The sequence below is a fragment of the Natronomonas marina genome (assembly GCF_024298905.1).
Taxonomy (GTDB): Archaea; Halobacteriota; Halobacteria; order Halobacteriales; family Haloarculaceae; genus Natronomonas; species Natronomonas marina.
The window spans coordinates 539,501-555,097 of sequence record NZ_CP101154.1 but is presented as its reverse complement, the minus strand read 5'-3'; the positions used below and the strand labels follow the sequence as shown (position 1 = coordinate 555,097).

The 15,597-nt window shown below is 68.6% G+C and carries 18 protein-coding genes; 11 read left to right on the top strand and 7 right to left on the bottom strand.

Annotated elements, in window-relative coordinates; all coding sequences use genetic code 11:
• The first annotated feature begins 3 nt into the window (after window positions 1-3).
• Window positions 4-489 carry a type IV pilin domain-containing protein gene (locus tag NLF94_RS03000; protein ID WP_254839977.1) on the top strand — a complete coding sequence of 162 codons (486 nt, stop codon included), beginning with the start codon at window positions 4-6 and terminating at the stop codon, window positions 487-489.
• A 15-nt stretch (window positions 490-504) separates the two neighbouring features.
• On the opposite strand, the gene hisH is transcribed toward NLF94_RS03000, so the two are convergent.
• Entirely contained in the window at window positions 505-1,200 is a 696-nt protein-coding gene (gene hisH / locus NLF94_RS02995) for an imidazole glycerol phosphate synthase subunit HisH (RefSeq protein ID WP_254839976.1), read from the bottom strand.
• A 286-nt stretch (window positions 1,201-1,486) separates the two neighbouring features.
• Here hisH and phnD point away from each other — a divergent pair, with 286 nt between their 5' ends.
• The 3 genes from phnD to NLF94_RS02980 are packed head-to-tail and all read left to right on the top strand — an operon-like array spanning window position 1,487 to window position 4,329.
• Window positions 1,487-2,440: a phosphate/phosphite/phosphonate ABC transporter substrate-binding protein gene (gene phnD, locus NLF94_RS02990; RefSeq protein WP_254839975.1), complete on the top strand. Its 954-nt coding sequence runs from the start codon at window positions 1,487-1,489 to the stop codon at window positions 2,438-2,440.
• 36 nt (window positions 2,441-2,476) lie between these two features.
• Window positions 2,477-3,304, top strand: coding sequence for a phosphonate ABC transporter ATP-binding protein (locus tag NLF94_RS02985; RefSeq protein WP_254839974.1), 828 nt, complete (start codon window positions 2,477-2,479; stop codon window positions 3,302-3,304).
• Entirely contained in the window at window positions 3,301-4,329 is a 1,029-nt protein-coding gene (locus NLF94_RS02980) for a PhnE/PtxC family ABC transporter permease (protein WP_254839973.1), read from the top strand. Before NLF94_RS02985 ends, NLF94_RS02980 begins: the two co-directional genes overlap by 4 nt.
• Before the next feature lie 4 nt (window positions 4,330-4,333).
• Here NLF94_RS02980 and NLF94_RS02975 read toward each other — a convergent pair whose 3' ends face one another.
• The 3 genes from NLF94_RS02975 to NLF94_RS02965 are packed head-to-tail and all read right to left on the bottom strand — an operon-like array spanning window position 4,334 to window position 5,673.
• Complete coding sequence (locus NLF94_RS02975; protein ID WP_254839972.1) at window positions 4,334-4,918, bottom strand: uracil-DNA glycosylase; 585 nt, start codon at window positions 4,916-4,918, stop codon at window positions 4,334-4,336.
• A 24-nt stretch (window positions 4,919-4,942) separates the two neighbouring features.
• Window positions 4,943-5,503 carry an endonuclease dU gene (locus NLF94_RS02970; RefSeq protein ID WP_254839971.1) on the bottom strand — a complete coding sequence of 187 codons (561 nt, stop codon included), beginning with the start codon at window positions 5,501-5,503 and terminating at the stop codon, window positions 4,943-4,945.
• Window positions 5,500-5,673 carry a DUF5786 family protein gene (locus NLF94_RS02965; RefSeq protein WP_254839970.1) on the bottom strand — a complete coding sequence of 58 codons (174 nt, stop codon included), beginning with the start codon at window positions 5,671-5,673 and terminating at the stop codon, window positions 5,500-5,502. The genes NLF94_RS02970 and NLF94_RS02965 overlap by 4 nt, the downstream gene beginning before the upstream one ends.
• A 96-nt stretch (window positions 5,674-5,769) precedes the next feature.
• Here NLF94_RS02965 and NLF94_RS02960 point away from each other — a divergent pair, with 96 nt between their 5' ends.
• Both NLF94_RS02960 and NLF94_RS02955 read left to right on the top strand, forming a co-directional pair.
• Window positions 5,770-7,230: a sensor histidine kinase gene (locus NLF94_RS02960; RefSeq protein WP_254839969.1), complete on the top strand. Its 1,461-nt coding sequence runs from the start codon at window positions 5,770-5,772 to the stop codon at window positions 7,228-7,230.
• Between the two features lie 25 nt (window positions 7,231-7,255).
• Window positions 7,256-7,867: an MBL fold metallo-hydrolase gene (locus NLF94_RS02955; protein ID WP_254839968.1), complete on the top strand. Its 612-nt coding sequence runs from the start codon at window positions 7,256-7,258 to the stop codon at window positions 7,865-7,867.
• A gap of 45 nt (window positions 7,868-7,912) precedes the next feature.
• On the opposite strand, the gene NLF94_RS02950 is transcribed toward NLF94_RS02955, so the two are convergent.
• On the bottom strand, window positions 7,913-8,062 hold the full coding sequence (locus NLF94_RS02950) for a 50S ribosomal protein L40e (protein ID WP_254839967.1): 150 nt from the start codon (window positions 8,060-8,062) through the stop codon (window positions 7,913-7,915).
• Between the two features lie 156 nt (window positions 8,063-8,218).
• Between NLF94_RS02950 and NLF94_RS02945 the strand changes: the two genes are divergently transcribed.
• Entirely contained in the window at window positions 8,219-9,259 is a 1,041-nt protein-coding gene (locus NLF94_RS02945; RefSeq protein ID WP_254839966.1) for an enolase-like domain-containing protein, read from the top strand.
• Between the two features lie 67 nt (window positions 9,260-9,326).
• Here the strand turns inward: NLF94_RS02945 and NLF94_RS02940 are convergent, their stop codons facing one another.
• Window positions 9,327-9,824 (bottom strand): DUF367 family protein, encoded by a 498-nt coding sequence (locus NLF94_RS02940; protein WP_254839965.1) that lies wholly within the window; start codon window positions 9,822-9,824, stop codon window positions 9,327-9,329.
• A gap of 82 nt (window positions 9,825-9,906) precedes the next feature.
• Between NLF94_RS02940 and NLF94_RS02935 the strand changes: the two genes are divergently transcribed.
• A complete protein-coding gene (locus NLF94_RS02935; protein ID WP_254839964.1) occupies window positions 9,907-10,245 on the top strand; it encodes a nuclear transport factor 2 family protein in 339 nt (112 codons plus the stop codon).
• A gap of 9 nt (window positions 10,246-10,254) precedes the next feature.
• Here NLF94_RS02935 and serS read toward each other — a convergent pair whose 3' ends face one another.
• Window positions 10,255-11,628 (bottom strand): serine--tRNA ligase, encoded by a 1,374-nt coding sequence (gene serS / locus NLF94_RS02930; protein ID WP_254839963.1) that lies wholly within the window; start codon window positions 11,626-11,628, stop codon window positions 10,255-10,257.
• 202 nt (window positions 11,629-11,830) lie between these two features.
• Between serS and NLF94_RS02925 the strand changes: the two genes are divergently transcribed.
• From NLF94_RS02925 to NLF94_RS02915, 3 genes are all read left to right on the top strand, one after another.
• A complete protein-coding gene (locus NLF94_RS02925) occupies window positions 11,831-12,691 on the top strand; it encodes a hypothetical protein (RefSeq protein ID WP_254839962.1) in 861 nt (286 codons plus the stop codon).
• A 30-nt stretch (window positions 12,692-12,721) separates the two neighbouring features.
• Entirely contained in the window at window positions 12,722-13,621 is a 900-nt protein-coding gene (locus tag NLF94_RS02920) for an MBL fold metallo-hydrolase (RefSeq protein ID WP_254839961.1), read from the top strand.
• 69 nt (window positions 13,622-13,690) lie between these two features.
• The gene (locus NLF94_RS02915) at window positions 13,691-15,583 is read left to right on the top strand and encodes a cation:proton antiporter domain-containing protein (protein WP_254839960.1); all 1,893 of its coding nucleotides are present in this window, start codon (window positions 13,691-13,693) and stop codon (window positions 15,581-15,583) included.
• Window positions 15,584-15,597: the final 14 nt, after the last annotated feature.

Sequence of the window (15,597 nt, the reverse complement as noted above, 5' to 3'; positions counted from 1 at the left end):
TCCGTGTCCACGAACGAACGGGGGGTGTCGCCGGTCATCGGCGTGGTTCTCCTCGTCGCCATCACGACTCTCCTGGCTGCCCTCGTCGGAACGATGGCGCTGGGGTTCGGCGGCGAACTCGGCGCGCCGACCGAGTACGCCAGCGTCTCGACGACCTACGCCCCCTCCGGCGCCGCCAACGGCGGCGTCGCCTACGTGAACATCACTCACGAGAGCGGAGACGTGCTGGACGGCGACGAGGTGTACATCCGTGACTCGAACGGCAACGAGGTGCTGTGGAAGGACGTCTGGACCGGCGGCGACACCATCGAACCCGGCGAGTACGTCCACATCGACGGGAAGGACAGTGACTGCGCGCTGAACGCGGTCACCGAGGGCGAGATTTACCGCGTGGTCTACGCGCCGAACGGGACCGACAGCTCGACGGTGCTCGCGGAGATCGAAATCGAGTCCCCGCCCGACAGTACCGGTACCTACGGCTGTCCCTGACCGGCCCGTCGCGGGCTATCGCCGGCAGTAGTCGACGAAGTTCCGCAGGATTTTCAGTCCGGTCTCGCCGGACTTCTCGGGGTGGAACTGCGTGCCGAAGACGTTGCCCGCCTCGCTGGCGACGATGGAGGGGAAGTCGACGCCGTAGTCGGTCGTCGCAACGACCGCGCTCTCGTCGTCCGGACGGGCGTAGTAGGAGTGGACGAAGTAGGCGTACTCGCCGTCCACGGAGCCGCCGGCTTCGTTTGCCCGGGACGTCTCCGATGTCCCGCCGTCTATCCCGTCGACGATGGGGTGCTCGCGCTCGACGTGCAGTTCGTTCCAGCCCATGTGCGGGACCGTCTGCCCGACGTCGAACCTGACGTTGCGGCCGGGGACGAGGTCCAGCCCCTCGACGTCGCCCTGGCCGACGTGGTCGGCCTCCTCGCTGGAGGTCAGAAGCATCTGCATGCCGAGACAGATGCCGAAAAGCGGCCGCCCCTCGGCGGCGGCGTCGGTCAGTGCCGACCGGAACGGGCCGGCGTTGTCCATGCCCTCGCTGAAGGCGCCGACGCCCGGCAGGACGATGCCGTCGGCGGTGTCGAGGTCGGCGGGGTCGTCCGTCAGCGTCACCTCGGCGCCGGCCCGCTCGAGGCCGCGCGTGACGCTGCGGAGGTTTCCCAGCCCGTAGTCGACGACGCTGACCGCGACCGGCGAAGTTCCAGAGCTCACACTGGCGGTTGGGTGTACCCCACCGAGTCGTTTTCGGTACCGAGATCGGTTGGATGGGGAGCGGAAGCGACGCCGGTGGCGAGGCGACGAGACGGTCCCGTCGATTCCGCCTGTCCTTTCGATACCGGTAATACCTCGGATCGGCGGTCCCTGTGGGCGGCCAACAGCGCCGGCAACGCCCCGAACTTCGCCGATCGGTCCGAATCGCTCTATTGTGGAACGGACCGCTATATATCGCCGATTGGAAAGTTTTAGATGGCCCTGTCGAGTGGGTCCAGAGGGACGTATGACACGACGTCGTGACTTTCTCAAGACCGCTGGCGCGGTGGGGAGTATAGGGGCACTGACCGGCTGTCTGGGCATCGGCGGTTCCCAGCCGTTCAACGACGGCGAGATCGACATGAACATCTCGCCGAGCGTGCCGACGGAGGACCTCCAGCCGCAGTACGGGCCGATCCGGGAGTACATCAGCAACGAGTTCGACCGGACCACGAAAATGAACATCGCGAACAACTACGCCTCCGTCATCGAGGCGCTTGGTTCGGGCACGACCGACATCGCCGAGACGGGTCCGTTCGCCGCCGCCCTGGGCGTCAACGAGGGTGATGCCGAGGTCATCCTCCAGCGGAAGGGCTACGGTACCTGGACGTACAAGAGCATCATCGCGGTTCCGAACGACAGCGACATCGAGGAGGTGTCCGACCTGGAGGGCAAGTCGGTGGCGTTCTCCGACCCGCTGTCGACCAGCGGCGCGCTGTACCCGCTGTACAACATCAGTCAGGCCGGCGTGAACATCGGCAACCTGCCCGAAGGCAACGGCTCCCAGGCCGCCTTCGATGCCGTGTTCGCCGGTGGGCACGTCAGTTCGTACGAACAGCTGGCCGATGGGCAGGTCGACGCCGCCGGCATGGGTGGGTTCGTCCGCGACACCAGTACCGGTCCGACCCCCGACGAGTTCGAGAGTACCGCCCGCACCCTCCAGGAGTCGACGGGGCTGCCCCGGGCGCCAATCGTCGTCAGCCCGGAACTGTCCGACGACCGCAAGGACGCACTCCAGCAGGCGTTCATCGACGCGCCCGACAGCATCTACTACGGCCAGGACGGTGAAGAGGGCACCGACGACGACCTCTGGTTCAACGATGTCCGAGAGGCGGGCGTCGACAAGTACCAGAGCGTCATCGACGTCGCAACCGAACTCGGCGTCGGAGCCGAAATCTTCGAGTCCGGCGACGACTCCTGAGCGGCAAACGAGTTACGTTATTGAGTGATTCTTGGTATGGTAGATGAACCCGAGTACGACAACGCCGTCGAACTGTCGAGCGTGCGGAAGGTGTACGGTGAGGACACGGTCGCACTAGAGGAGATCTCGCTGTCCATCGAGGAGGGCGAGTTCGTCGTCCTGCTGGGACCGTCCGGTGCCGGCAAGTCCACGCTGTTGCGCATTCTCAACGGCCTGACGCCGCCGACGGAGGGGTCGGTGGAGATCATGGGTACCGATCCGCTGGACCGATCCGGCGAGACGGTCGGGATGGTGTTCCAGATGCACTACCTCATCGAGAGCATGTCGGCCTACCGAAACACCCTGACCGGTGCCCTTGGCCGCACGGGGATCCTCCGCAGCATCTTCACGCTCTACGACCGGGCCTCGAAACGAGCTGCACTCGAGGCGCTCGATACGGTGGGACTGTTCGACGAGGCGACACAGCGGGCCGGTTCGATGAGCGGTGGACAGAAGCAGCGAGTCGGTATCGCCCGTGCCCTCGTCCAGAACCCGGACCTGCTGTTGGCCGACGAGCCCGTCTCGAGTCTGGACCCCAAGGCGGCCCGCGACGTCATGGGTTACCTGAAGCAGGCCGCCGAGGAACGGAACCTCACCACCGTGACCAGCCTGCATCAGGTCAACATCGCCAGGGAGTTCGGCGATCGGTTCGTCGGCATCCGGGACGGCGAGGTCATCTTCGACGGCGACGGCGACGACCTGACGATGGAGGTCGTCGACGACATCTACTACGGTGCCGGGGGAGACGGACCCGAACGGGACGACCCGGCTGCCGCGGAGGAGGGTGACCCGGAGACGCCGACGCACGAGGGGGAGAGCGCATGAGTTCCTCCCGGGTCGACGAGAAGCTCGCGGCGATCTCGCGGGCGAGGTTCCTCCGCAGCATCGCGGCCGTGCTGTTCTTCGTGGTCATCGTCGCGGCGACGGTTCTGGGTCTTCTGTTCATCCGGTTCGAGGTGACGTCGTTGATCATCCAACTGACCTCGGGGACGAGTTTCGTCTCGAAGTTCTTCCCGATCGACTTCGTCGACTTCACGATCTACAGCAAAAACGAGGAGATTCGGGGCTTCCAGGCCGTCATCGAGAGCTTCCGGAACTTCCCGGAGGCGTTCGTCGACACCTTCGCCTCGCGGGAGCTGACGCTCGTCCGGAGTTCGTTCGTGACGCTGTTGCTGGGCTTCCTCGGAACCGTCATCGGGTTCCCGCTCGCGCTGATGTTCGGCGTCCTGGGTAGCGAACGGGTCACGCCGTTCCCGTTCAACTTCGTCTTCCGCGGCACGATGAGCGGCATCCGGTCGATCCCGGCGCTCGTGTGGGTGTTCATCTACGCGCCGCTCGTCGGGATCAACCCGAGCGGTGCGGTGCTGGCAATCGCGACCGACACCATCGGGAACCTCGGACGGCTGTTCACCGACGAGCTGGAGGAGATCGACGAGGGGCCCATCGAGGCCATCCGGTCGACGGGTGCCAGCCGGCCGCAGGTCATCTCCTTCGGGATGTTGAGCCAGGTCTCCCGGTCGTTCATCGCCTGGACGCTGTACATCCTGGAGATCAACGTCCGAATCGCCATCGGTCTCGGTATCGTCGGCGCCGGCGGCGTCGGATTCTACATCGACAGCAAGCAGACCCTCGACACGCAGGCGATGGCGGCCGGTATCGTGATGGTCTTCATCATGGTCGTCTCCGTCGAACTGCTGTCATCGCGGCTCCGGGCCCGCCTGCGGCCGGGCGAACACGAGGGCCGCGGCTTCCTCGACGTCGTCAGGAGCCTCGGCGACGTCGAGCGCTGGCTCGGCGTCAACAGGGGCGAGACGGACCGCGAGGAAGACCGCGACGAGAAGGAGGAGTAGCTCCTCAGAACTCCCCGAGTCGCGACTGCCCACCGCCTTCCTCGTCGACAAACGCGACGGCCTCGTCCAGCGCCGCCGCGAACGTCTCCCGCTGTCCCGGGTCGTACAGCGTCGCCGCCGGGTGGACACAGACCAGCACGCGCCGCGACTGTCCGGCGATTCTGGCGTCGTGGAGCGTCCCGGCCTCCTCGGTCACCGCCACGGACCGTCCCAGGAGGTGCTCGGCGGGGACCTTCCCCAGTGCGACGACCACCTCGGGGTCGACGCCGTCGAGTTCGGCCTCGAGGTACGCCCGGCAGTTGTCGAGTTCCTCGGTCGTGGGGTCGCGGTTGTCGGGCGGCCGGCAGCGCACGCAGTTCGTGATGCGGACGTCGCGCCGCGAGAGCCCCCGGTCCCGGAGCGCGTCGTCGAGGACGTCACCGGAGCGGCCGACGAACGGTTCGCCCTCGCTGTCCTCGTTCTCGCCGGGGGCCTCGCCGACGAAACAGAGGTCGGCGTCGGTCGGGCCGACGCCGTTGACGATGCGGCTCCGGGAGTCACACAGCGCCGGACACCGCGTACACGCCCGGACGTCGATGTCGTCGCTCATGGGCGTCGGTCGGGTCGCGGGGAGTTAACCCCGCCGGAAGGCGTCGACCCGTCGGGCGGCCAGTTTCGCCACCCGGAGCGGTTCGGGGCGGTGCTCGTGGGTGAAGGCGGCGACGGCGCGGTCGGCCTCGTCGTCGTCGACGCCGACGCTCCGGACGAAGCGGTCCGTCCCGGGGAGGCGACGGCGGTCGGGCAACCGCTCGTAGGTTTCGAGTCTGGCCTCCCGTTCCGGCGAGTCGAAGGCCGCACGAATCGCCTCGGACAGCCCCTCGCTCTCCCCGTCGGAGACGGCGACGACCGGCCGCTCGACCGCCTCCGCGAGTCGTTCGACGTCGACGACGTTGTACCAGGCGGGGGCGACGCCGGACAGAAACAGGTAGGCGACGTCCTCGCGGTCGAGGCGCCGCCAGCAATCGACGACGGCGTCGGTCGCGTCGGTACCGCCGACCGTACACTCCCCGAAGACGAAGTCGTCGACCGTCCGGTCGACGCGGACGACCGCGCCCGCGAGCGTGCTCGTCGTCGTCCCGTCGTCGGTCCCGCGATACGATTCCGCCACCCCGAGGGCGCGGCGGCCGGGCTTCACTGCTCCTGGATTTCCTCGAACGTCTCGAGCAGGTCCTCGCTGGAAGCGTCGTCGTACTCGAACTCGACGTCGCCGTCGTGGGCCGCGAGCGTCGAACCGTCGCCCTCTTCGAGGTCGGTGTCGAGCTCCTGGTTGTCCTGTTCGGATTCGTCGTAGCTCCCGAATCCCATACTCGTCTGTTCGTAACGACTGCTCCGAGTTAAACGCCACGCCGGCCCACCTGCGGCCACCAGACATTTACATTAACTCGTCCGACATGTCGGTAGATGGCACCGGAACGTGCCACCCGTTCCACGCTCCAGCGGCGGCTTCGTGTCGGCCACTACGGCGGGGGTGCGGTCGACGGCCTCGCGGCCGACGAGCGTTGCGTCCCGCGGGCGGTCGACCGTCGGGTCGCCGACGCCGACCTCGAGTGCCTTCTCGTCGAGTGGGATGTCCACGACGCGCCCCTGGAGGCCGTCGCCTCGGGCGTCCAGTCGGGGGTCCCCGTGGTCGTCCTCGACCCGGAAGGGGTGGCGAGTCGGGCCGCCGAGGCGACCCGGGCCGGCGCGGCCGAGTACGTCACGCCCGCGGCGCTGGACGGCGAGACGGTCGCCGACCGGGTCGTCGAGGCCGCGGTCGCTTCCGGCAGTGGGGTCGAGGGCGGCCGATGTGCGGCGACGACCGACCCCGGTGGACCGCCGGACGCGGGTGGTAGTGGCGACCACCGGCAGTTCGCTCGGCTGTTCGACGGGCTCCCGGACGCGGTCGTCGACGCCGAGTTCGTCGACGGCCAGCCGGTCGTTCGGTCGGTGAACGACGCCTTCGAGGAGATATTCGGATACGACGCCGCCGACGTTCGCGGCGAATCGGTCAACGCCCTCCTCGTCCCCGAGGAGTACGCCGAGGAGGCCAGCCGCATCGACAGGCGGGCGGCGACCGCCGGCCACAGCATCAACGAGGTCGAACGGCTGACCGACCGGGGGCGCCGGACGTTCCTGTTCAGGTGGCTCCGCTATCCGACGGCCGGCGACGCGAGGCGAGGGTTCGGCATCTACACCGACGTTACCCGCCGCAAGCGCCAGCAACGCCGCCTCCGAGTCCTCCATCGGGTCCTCCGTCACAACCTCCGCAACGAAATAACCGCGATGACGGGGTACATCGACCTGCTCGAGGAGGTGGCCGAGGCGCCCGAGACGGAACGCTACGTCGAGGGACTCCGCGGCCGCGCCGAGAGTATCGCGGCGCTGGGCGAGCAGGCACAGCACATCGAGGAGGCCTTCGACGAGGAGCACCGCGTGAAGTCCGCCGTCGACCCGGCCGCCGTCGCGGGGACCGTACTCGCCCGGTACCGCGAGGAACACCCGGCGGCGACGGTCGAGTTCTCGGCGCCCGACGACGCCCCGATGGCGCTGGCCGACCGGTTGCTCGAACGGGCCGTCGACGCCGTCGTCGAGAACGCCTTCGAACACCACGACGGGACACCGGCGGTGGAGGCGACGGTCGAACCGCACGGCGACCGGTGGGTCGACGTCGTCGTGAGCGACGACGGCCCGGGCATCCCGGAGCGCGAACGACGGATTCTGAGCGGCGAGCGGGAGATAACCCAGTTGGACCACAGCATGGGCCTGGGGCTGTGGGTCGCCCGCTGGGTCGTCGAGGGGGTGGGCGGGCGCCTCCGGTTCGACGATCGTGAGGATGGAACAACCGTCAGGCTCCGCCTCCAGCGCCCCCGGGCGTCAGGGTGAAGGCGGTGGCCGCCAACGAGCAGGCATGCACGTCACGAACGTGACCAGCGGTGCGGAGTCGTTCACCTGCAACGCCTACCTCGTGGAGGGCGACCGCACAGTGCTGATCGACGCGGGCGCGATGGAGGGGGTGGTCGACGTCGTCCGGAACCACACCGCCGGTCTCGACGCCGTGCTGTTGACCCACCAGCACGGCGACCACGTCGCCCGACTCGACGCGGTGCTGGACGCCTTCGACGCGCCGCTGTACGCCTACGGCGACCATCCCCGACGGACGCACGAACTGGTGGACGGCGACCAGGTGTTCGCCGGCGACGAGGCCTTCGACGTCGTCCACACGCCGGGCCACGCCGACGACCACGTCTCGTTCGTCTCCGCCACGACGCTGTTCAGCGGCGACGTGGTCGTCCACGACGACGGCGCCTTCGACTACGGGAGTTTCGGCCGGACCGACATGGCCGGACAGTCCCGCGAGACGCTCATCGAGAGCATCGAGACGCTGCTGGAACGGATGCCCGACGGCGTCGAGCACATGTACGCCGGTCACGGTGACGAGTTCCACGGCGACGTCCGCGACGTCGTCGAGACGGCGCTCGGACGGGCCGAAAAGCGGGAACCGAAGTACCCCGACGAGTAGGCGGCGCGGCCGCTCGCGGGCGGCGTCGGCGAGAAACGAGTCGGGTCAGGCCGCGCGGCGCTCTTTGGCCTTCGGCCGGAGGTTCTTGTAGCCGCACTTCCGACAGCTGTCGGCTCGCTTGGGGTTCCGGGCGTTACAGCGCATGCAGATCATCTTCTCGAGGGTCCGCTTTTCGGCCTCGTCGAAGCTAGCCATACGCGACGGGAGGCGATGCCGTCGGATAAACCTAACCGTTCGCTCCGACGGCGCTCGGCCCGAGGTCTGCCCGACGACGTGGCTCGGCCCGAGATCCGTCCCCGTCGGCCGAGACCCGACCGTCCGTCTTATTGATCGGGGGCGCCACGTCCCCGTATGTACGACCGACTGGCCGATCTCTCGCTCGTCGTCGACGACTACGCCCTGGAGTCGGCCTCGCTGGAGACCTCGAGTGACTTCACGCGGGTCTCGACGACCGTGGTGCTGTCCGGCGACGGCGCCGTCGGCCGCGGCGAGGACGTGGGGTACGACGCCGACGACCAGCGGCGGTTCCAGCGCGCCTACGGCGACGGTGGCCTAGACCTCGCGGGCGAGTACACGCTCGCGTCCTTCTCCGAGTACCTCGACGGCGTCGAACTCTTCCCGGCGCCCGCGACCAACGAGAGCGACCGCCACTACCGGCGGTGGGCCCTCGAGAGCGCCGCGCTGGACCTCGCGCTCCGGCAGGCCGACACCGACCTCGGGAGCGCGCTGGGGCGCTCGTGGGACCCCGTCCGGTTCGTCGTCAGCACGCGCCTGGAGTCGCCGGCCCGACTCGACGAGATCCGCGCCGTCCACCCCGACGCGGAGTTCAAACTCGACCCGACCGAGGCGTGGGACGAGGCCTTCGTCGAGGCGGTCGCCGACCGCGGCGGCGTCCGCGTGCTCGACATGAAGGGCCACTACGAGGGGACCGACGTCGACGGCCCGACCGACCCCGCGCTGTACCGCCGGCTCGTCGAGGCGTTCCCCGACGCGATCGTCGAGGACCCGGCACTGACCGACGGGACCCGGCCGGTCGTCGAGTCGGTCCGCGACCGGGTCGCCTGGGACGCCCCCATAACGGGACTCGACAGCGTCGAGGCGCTGCCGTTCGAACCCGACTGGCTCAACATCAAACCCTCCCGGTTCGGGACGGTCCGGTCGCTGCTGGAGACCGTCGAGTACTGCGAGGAAAACGACGTCCGGATGTACGGCGGCGGCCAGTTCGAACTCGGCGTCGGGCGCGGGCAGATACAGGCCCTGGCGTCGCTGTTCTACCCCGACGCACCCAACGACGTCGCCCCGGGCGCCTACAACGCGGCGACGCTGGAGGGCGACCTTCCGACCAGCCCGCTCCGGCCGCCCGCAGACCCCGTCGGCTACCGTTGGTCGTAGGCACAACATCCCGCGACGACCGTTGTCGTCGACCACAGCGGAACGGCGGTCGTCGAGATCGGCGACCTCAGTCGGCGTCGAGGTACTCCGACTGCACCGCGACGACCGCCCCGGAGTCGGCACAGTCGGCGTACCGACGGAGGGGCTCCTCGTTCAACTCGAGGAACGTGTGGCCCCACCTGAACTTGCCGAGTATCTCCTCGGCGTGCTCGCGGTGGCCGAGGATACACAGCGCGCCGGCGAAAGCCTCGACGGTGTTGAGTCGGAACGGCGTCCCGTAGCTGACCGGGTTGGCGGCCACGAGGAAGGGCAGCGCGCGGTGCGGGCCGTCGAGCCGGAACGCCTCGGCGTCGGCGGTCTCCCACGAGCAGTCCAGCGCCACCAGCCGGTCGTCCGGGGGCTCGTCTGCCGGCGACAGCGCCACGTCGGCGTGGGGGTCCAGGACGAGTCCCGGCGGCGTCGCCCGGACCGAGCGGTGCAGTTCCGCCAGGTCGAACCGGGCGAGTTTCCGCGCCGAACACTTCTCGGGGTCGTCGTCCCCCTCGTAGCGGACGTGCAGTTCCACGCCCGTCCTTGGGCGACGGCGGGCAAAAGTCACTCGCCGTCTCCGCCGCCGGCTATTTCGGGACGGGGGTCCTCGGTCCGGTATGGACGGCGTCGAGGCAGCCCGGGAGTACTACCGCGCGATAGACGACGGGGATTACGCGGCGCTGTCGGACGTCCTCGCCGGCGGGTTCGTCCACGAGCGTCCCGACAGGACCATCGAGGGGCGCGAGGAGTTCGTCGCGTTCATGCGGTCGGGTCGCCCGGAGACCGACACCGAACACGTCGTCGAGACCGTCTACGAGAACGGGGACGGCGCCGCCGTCGAGGGTCGGCTCGTCCGGGCCGACGGCACCGAGTGGTTCGGCTTCGTGGACACCTTCGCGGTCGGCGACCGCGGCATCCGCAGGATTCGGACCTACACGGACGTCCACAACGGGTGAGCGCGGGTATCACTCGTCGCCGACGGCGGACTCGCCGACCGCGTCCTGGCCCTCGATTCGTTCCGTCCCGCCCATGTAGGGGCGCAGCGGTTCCGGCACCTCGACCGTGCCGTCGTCGTTCTGGTAGTACTCCATGATGGCGACGACGACGCGGGGAACCGCCACGCCCGACCCGTTCAGGGTGTGGAGGTACTCCGCGGACTCGTGCTGTTCCGGCCGGTACTGGATGCCCGCACGCCGTGCCTGGAACTCCTCGAAGTTCGACACCGACGAAACCTCGAGCCACCGGCCGCCGGCCTCGGGACCGTCATCCATGTCGTCGGCCGGCGCCCACACCTCGACGTCGTACTTCTTCGCCTGGGTGAATCCCATGTCGCCCGTGCACATCTCCAGCACGCGATACGGGAGTCCGAGCCGTTCCAGCACCGCCGTCGCCTCGTCGAGGAGTTCCTCGAGGCGGTCGTAGCTGTCCTCGGGACGGACGAAGTTGACCAACTCGACCTTGTTGAACTGGTGGACCCGGACGATGCCGCGGGTCTCGGTGCCGTGCTCGCCGGCCTCCCGCCGGAAGTTCGGGGTGTAGGCCTGGTGCTTGATGGGCAGGTCGTCGTCGAGCAGGATCTCGTCGCGGTACATGTTCGTGACCGGCACCTCCGCCGTCGGCAGCAGCCAGAGGTCGTCGTCGTCGTAGGGGTCGTCGTTGTCGCCGCCGAGGCGGTAGGCGTCCTCGACGAACTTCGGGAACTGGCCGGTGCCCCGCATCGACGCCGAGTTGACCGGGATGGGCGGGAAGACGTCGGTGTAGTCGTGTTCGGTGCGGTGCAACTCCAGCATGAACTGCACCAGCGCGTGCTCGAGGCGGGCGCCCTCGCCCTTCGCAAAGTAGAAGCCGCCGCCGGAGACCTTCGCGCCGCGCTCGAAGTCCAGTACGTCCAGTTCCTCGCCGAGGTCGTAGTGGGGGACGACGTCGTCGGGCAACGCCCGACGGTCCTCGAAGCCCCACCGCTCGGCCTCGACGTTGTCGGACTCGTCGTCGCCGACCGGTGCCTCGGGGTGGGGCACGTTCGGCAACTCCAGCAGCGCCCGCTCCAGTTCCGCCTCGAGTTCGTCGGCCCGTTCCTCGACGGCCTCGAGGTCCTCCTTCAGCTCCTGGGAACGCTCGATGGCTGCCTCGGCCGCCTCCTCTTTGCCCTCGCGCTTGAGTTCGCCGATCTCGCTGGAGACCTCGTTGCGCCGGTGGCGGAGATCGTCCCCCTCGGCTTTCAGTTCACGCCACTCCGCGTCGATCTCGAGAATCCGATCGAGGTCGACATCGACGCCCTTCGTGTCGAGGGCGCGCCGTACCTCGTCGGGGTTCTCCCTGACGAACTGCCTCGATAGCATTTGCCGGCGGTTCGACTGGCCCGGGCAAAGTCGTGTCGGTACCGTGGGAACGAATCGCTCGCGGTCGCTCGGCGGGCGAGGTCGTCCGTCGGCTTCGTATCGGAGCCGCCTTCCCGAGACCCCCGCGAGGGCGCAGTAAACGCCTAACGTGGCCTGTCGCGTTGACGACAGACCAAAGTGTGGGGCCGGCGTTGCCCCGCCCATGATAGAGCAGTACCTCGAGCGACTCTTCACCTGGGAGAGCCTTGAGAACACCGAGCGCGGCGTCGAGTTCGAGCTGAAGAACCGGCTCATCGAGGCCGAGTTCGAGGGGGTCACGATGGCGAAGATAGACGGGGAGGCCGTCGACGCCGAGGACATCACGCTCGAACTCTCGGAGGACGAGCGCTACACCGCCGAGGAGATAACGCCGGAACACCCCCTGGAACTGGACCTCGCGGAGACGGTCCGGGTCGTCCTCGACCGCGAGCGGCTCCGCGCGGGCGTCCACGAACTCGAACTGGGCCTCCGCGTCGAGGGGTACGGCGACGTCAGTTTCACCACCGACGACGAGATACGGACGGAGGACCTGGTCGACGTCGACCCCGCCGACTACACCGTCGCCGAGCTCCGCGAACTCGTCGCCGACGTGACCGAACCCGAGTCCCTGAAGCGGCTGCTCGACCGCGAGCGCGAGGGCAAGGACCGGACGACCGCCGTCGAGACCATCGAGGAGCGCCTCGAGGCCGCCGAACCGCTGACCGAAGAGGAGATGGTCCGCTCGGAGCCGACGACCAAGGACACCGGCAGCAACCTCGTCAACGACCTGCTCGTGGAGGTGCTGGAGTCGCCACAGCGGGTCTCGGTGTACCTGACCGTCCAGACGCTCGGTTCGGGGACGCCCGAACGGATCGCGGGCCGGACGGTCCTGCCGGAGAGCACCGTCCGGTCGACGCTCGAGGACTTCGAGAGCGAGGGCATCGCCGAGCGGAACGGCGACGGCGAGTACAGCGTCGCCTCGCCCGTCGCGGTGCTGCAGAAGCGACAGCAGGACCTCTGGAGCATCCTGCGGAGTACCCTCTAGGTTTTACCGTCCGGGGCGGTAGCCCCCGCCATGGCCATCGGCGACGTCTACGAGGTCGATGCGGTGCCGAATTGTTACTACGTCGATACCGGGATGTACGACGTCCCGGAGTACGGAGCGGTCTACCTGCTCGACACCGAGCGACCGGCGATCGTCGACTCGGGTATCGGCACGAACTACGAGCGCGTGCTGGCGAGTCTGGAGACGGTCGGCATCGCGCCCGAGGATCTCGAAGTCATCGCGCTGACGCACGTCCACCTCGATCACGCCGGCGGCGCGGGGTTCATCCACGCCGAGACCGGCGCCGACGTCTACGTCCACGAGAGCGGTGCGAAGTTCCTCACCGACCCCGGGCGCATCTGGGAGGGCACCAAGGCCGCCGTCGGCGACCAGATACGGTACTACACGGAGCCGAAGCCGGTCCCCGTCGACGCCGTCGAACCGATCCACGACGGTGCGACCGTCGACCTCGGCGGCCTCGACCTCGACGTCCACCACGCGCCCGGCCACGCCTTCCATCAGGTCGTCTTCCACGAGCGGGCCGCCGACGCCGTCTTCACCGCCGACGCGGCCGGCATCTACGTCCCCGAACGCGACGCGGTCCGGGAGACGTCGCCGCCGCCGGGGTTCGACCTCGAACAGGTCGTCGCCGACGCCCGCTCGATAGCTCGCATGGCGCCGGAAACACTCTGTTACGCCCACTTCGGGGACGTTCCGGCCGACGACCGCCTCGCCGAGTACGTCGACGTCGTCACCCGCTGGGTCGAGGCGGTCGCCGAGAAGCGCGAGGAGCTAGACGACGAGGCCGTCGTCGAGCACTTCGTCGAGACGGCGGACATCGACGAGGTGTGGGGCGAGGAGAAGGCCGACGGCGAGGTGGCGATGAACGTCCGCGGCGTCCTCCGGTACCTCGACGAGCGCGAGACGTAGCCTCCGGCAGGGCGTCTCGGGGGTTTTATTCGGGAGGCGGTCGAATCGCGGGACGATGGAGAGGTTCCAGTGGCGAGTCAACTGATTCCGCTCGTCGCGGCGATAATCGCCATCGGGGTCGCCGCCCAGATACTCGCCGACCGCTTCGAGGTCCCGAGTATCGTCTTCCTGCTGGCGGCCGGCATCGCGCTCGGTCCCGAGGGGCTGGGCGTCATCACGCGGGATTCGTTCGCGTCGCTGCCGGCCATCGTCGGGCTGTCGGTCGCCATCATCGTCTTCGAGGGCGCCTTCCACCTGCGGATCGAGAAGATTCGGCAGGCGACGAGCGAGAGCCTCCGGCTCGTCACCGTCGGCGCCGCCATCGCGCTCGTCGGCACCGCGATCGTGGTTCGGTACGCTGTCGGCACGGGCTGGGGGCTCGCCTTCCTCATCGGCGCACTGCTGGTGGCGACCGGGCCGACGGTCATCACCCCCATCCTCCGGGTCGTTCCCGTCCGCGACCGGGTCGCGGTGGCCCTGGAGACCGAGGGCATCGTCAACGACGTGACCGCCGCCATCCTCGCGGTGGTCGTGTTCAAGACCCTCCAGCTGGAGGAGCCGACGCTGGCGGCGTTCCTGGGGCTGTTCGTCGAACGGTTCGGCGGCGGCGTCCTGGTCGGCGTCGTCGTCGCCGTCGTCGTCTGGTTCGTCCTCCGGTACATCGACCTCTCGCCGGGCGACGCGCCGCGGAACGCCCGGCTGGTGGTCCTGGCGGGGGCGCTGGTGGCGTTCGGGACAGGCGAGACGATAGCCAGCGAGGCCGGCGTCGCCGCCGCCGCGACCGCCGGCGTGGTGCTCGGCAACCTCGACGTCCCCTACGAGCAGCAGATATCCGATTTCAAGGGCGACGTCACGCTCATCGTGCTGTCGTTCGTCTTCATCGCACTGGCCGCGCTGCTGGAACTCGAGGACCTGCTCGCGCTCGGCGTCGGCGGAGTGGTCGTCGTCTTCGCGGTCATCTTCGTCATTCGGCCGCTCCTGGTCTACGTCTCGACGGTCGGCGGCGACTTCAGCCTCCGGGAACGGCTCTTCGTCGGCTTCGTCGGGCCGCGCGGCATCATCCCCGCGTCGGTCGCTACCCTGTTCGCCGTCGAGTTGCAGAACCAGGCTGCCGAACTCCGGGCGGCCGGCGAGGTGGCCCGGGCGGCACAACTGGAGACCAACGCGACGCTGCTCGTCGGGACGGTCTTTCTCGTCATCCTCTCGACGGTCGCCCTGCAGGGCGGGTTCGCCCGCTACATCGCGGAACGACTGGACGTGATACCAATGCGTGTACTCATCATCGGCGGCGGACGGGTCGGCCGTGAACTCGCTCGCCGCCTCGAAGACAGAGGAGAGAACGTCGTCGTCATCGAGAACGACGAGGAAGCAGTCGAACAGGCCCGCGAGGAGGGCTTTACGGTCCAGATCGGCGACGGGACCAACCTGGAGGCGTTGCGCTCGGCCGGCGGGTCCAACGCCAGCACGATAATCGCCGCGACCGGCGACGACGATACGAACCTGCTCATCGGTCGGCTCGCGGCCACCAAGTTCGACACCGAGCGGGTCATCTGCCGGGCGAACCAGCCGGAGAACCTCGAAGCGTTCGAGGACCTCGACGTCGACGTCATCTCCTCGTCGCACGCGGTGGCACAGGCCATCGACAACGTCATCGAGCGGCCCGCGATGCAGCGCTGGTCCGAGAACATCGAGGACGGCGGCGACGTTCAGGAGATAGCGATCGAAAGCGACGAGTTCGTCGGGCGGACCGTCGACGAGGTCGGCGCGGAACTGCCGGGCCGGTGTCTCATCGCCCTGGTGACCCACGGCGAGGACACCTTCGTTCCCGACGGCGACTACGTCCTCGACCGCGACGACAGGATCACCGTCGTCGGCGAACACGACGCGGTCCGCGAGGCGATGGCGGTCTGCCGCGGGGATTAACCCCCCGAGGATCC

Bases quoted from the DNA above. Each gene is read 5' to 3' on its own strand.
- phnD (WP_254839975.1), top strand. From the start codon at position 1,487: ATGACACGACGTCGTGACTTTCTCAAGACCGCTGGCGCGGTGGGGAGT.
- NLF94_RS02945 (WP_254839966.1), top strand. From the start codon at position 8,219: ATGTACGACCGACTGGCCGATCTCTCGCTCGTCGTCGACGACTACGCC.
- NLF94_RS02920 (WP_254839961.1), top strand. From the start codon at position 12,722: ATGGCCATCGGCGACGTCTACGAGGTCGATGCGGTGCCGAATTGTTAC.
- NLF94_RS02975 (WP_254839972.1), bottom strand. From the start codon at position 4,918: ATGAGCGACGACATCGACGTCCGGGCGTGTACGCGGTGTCCGGCGCTG.
- NLF94_RS02965 (WP_254839970.1), bottom strand. From the start codon at position 5,673: ATGGGATTCGGGAGCTACGACGAATCCGAACAGGACAACCAGGAGCTC.
- NLF94_RS02925 (WP_254839962.1), top strand. From the start codon at position 11,831: ATGATAGAGCAGTACCTCGAGCGACTCTTCACCTGGGAGAGCCTTGAG.
- serS (WP_254839963.1), bottom strand. From the start codon at position 11,628: ATGCTATCGAGGCAGTTCGTCAGGGAGAACCCCGACGAGGTACGGCGC.
- NLF94_RS02960 (WP_254839969.1), top strand. From the start codon at position 5,770: ATGGCACCGGAACGTGCCACCCGTTCCACGCTCCAGCGGCGGCTTCGT.
- NLF94_RS02935 (WP_254839964.1), top strand. From the start codon at position 9,907: ATGGACGGCGTCGAGGCAGCCCGGGAGTACTACCGCGCGATAGACGAC.
- NLF94_RS02980 (WP_254839973.1), top strand. From the start codon at position 3,301: ATGAGTTCCTCCCGGGTCGACGAGAAGCTCGCGGCGATCTCGCGGGCG.
- NLF94_RS02950 (WP_254839967.1), bottom strand. From the start codon at position 8,062: ATGGCTAGCTTCGACGAGGCCGAAAAGCGGACCCTCGAGAAGATGATC.
- NLF94_RS02985 (WP_254839974.1), top strand. From the start codon at position 2,477: ATGGTAGATGAACCCGAGTACGACAACGCCGTCGAACTGTCGAGCGTG.
- NLF94_RS02955 (WP_254839968.1), top strand. From the start codon at position 7,256: ATGCACGTCACGAACGTGACCAGCGGTGCGGAGTCGTTCACCTGCAAC.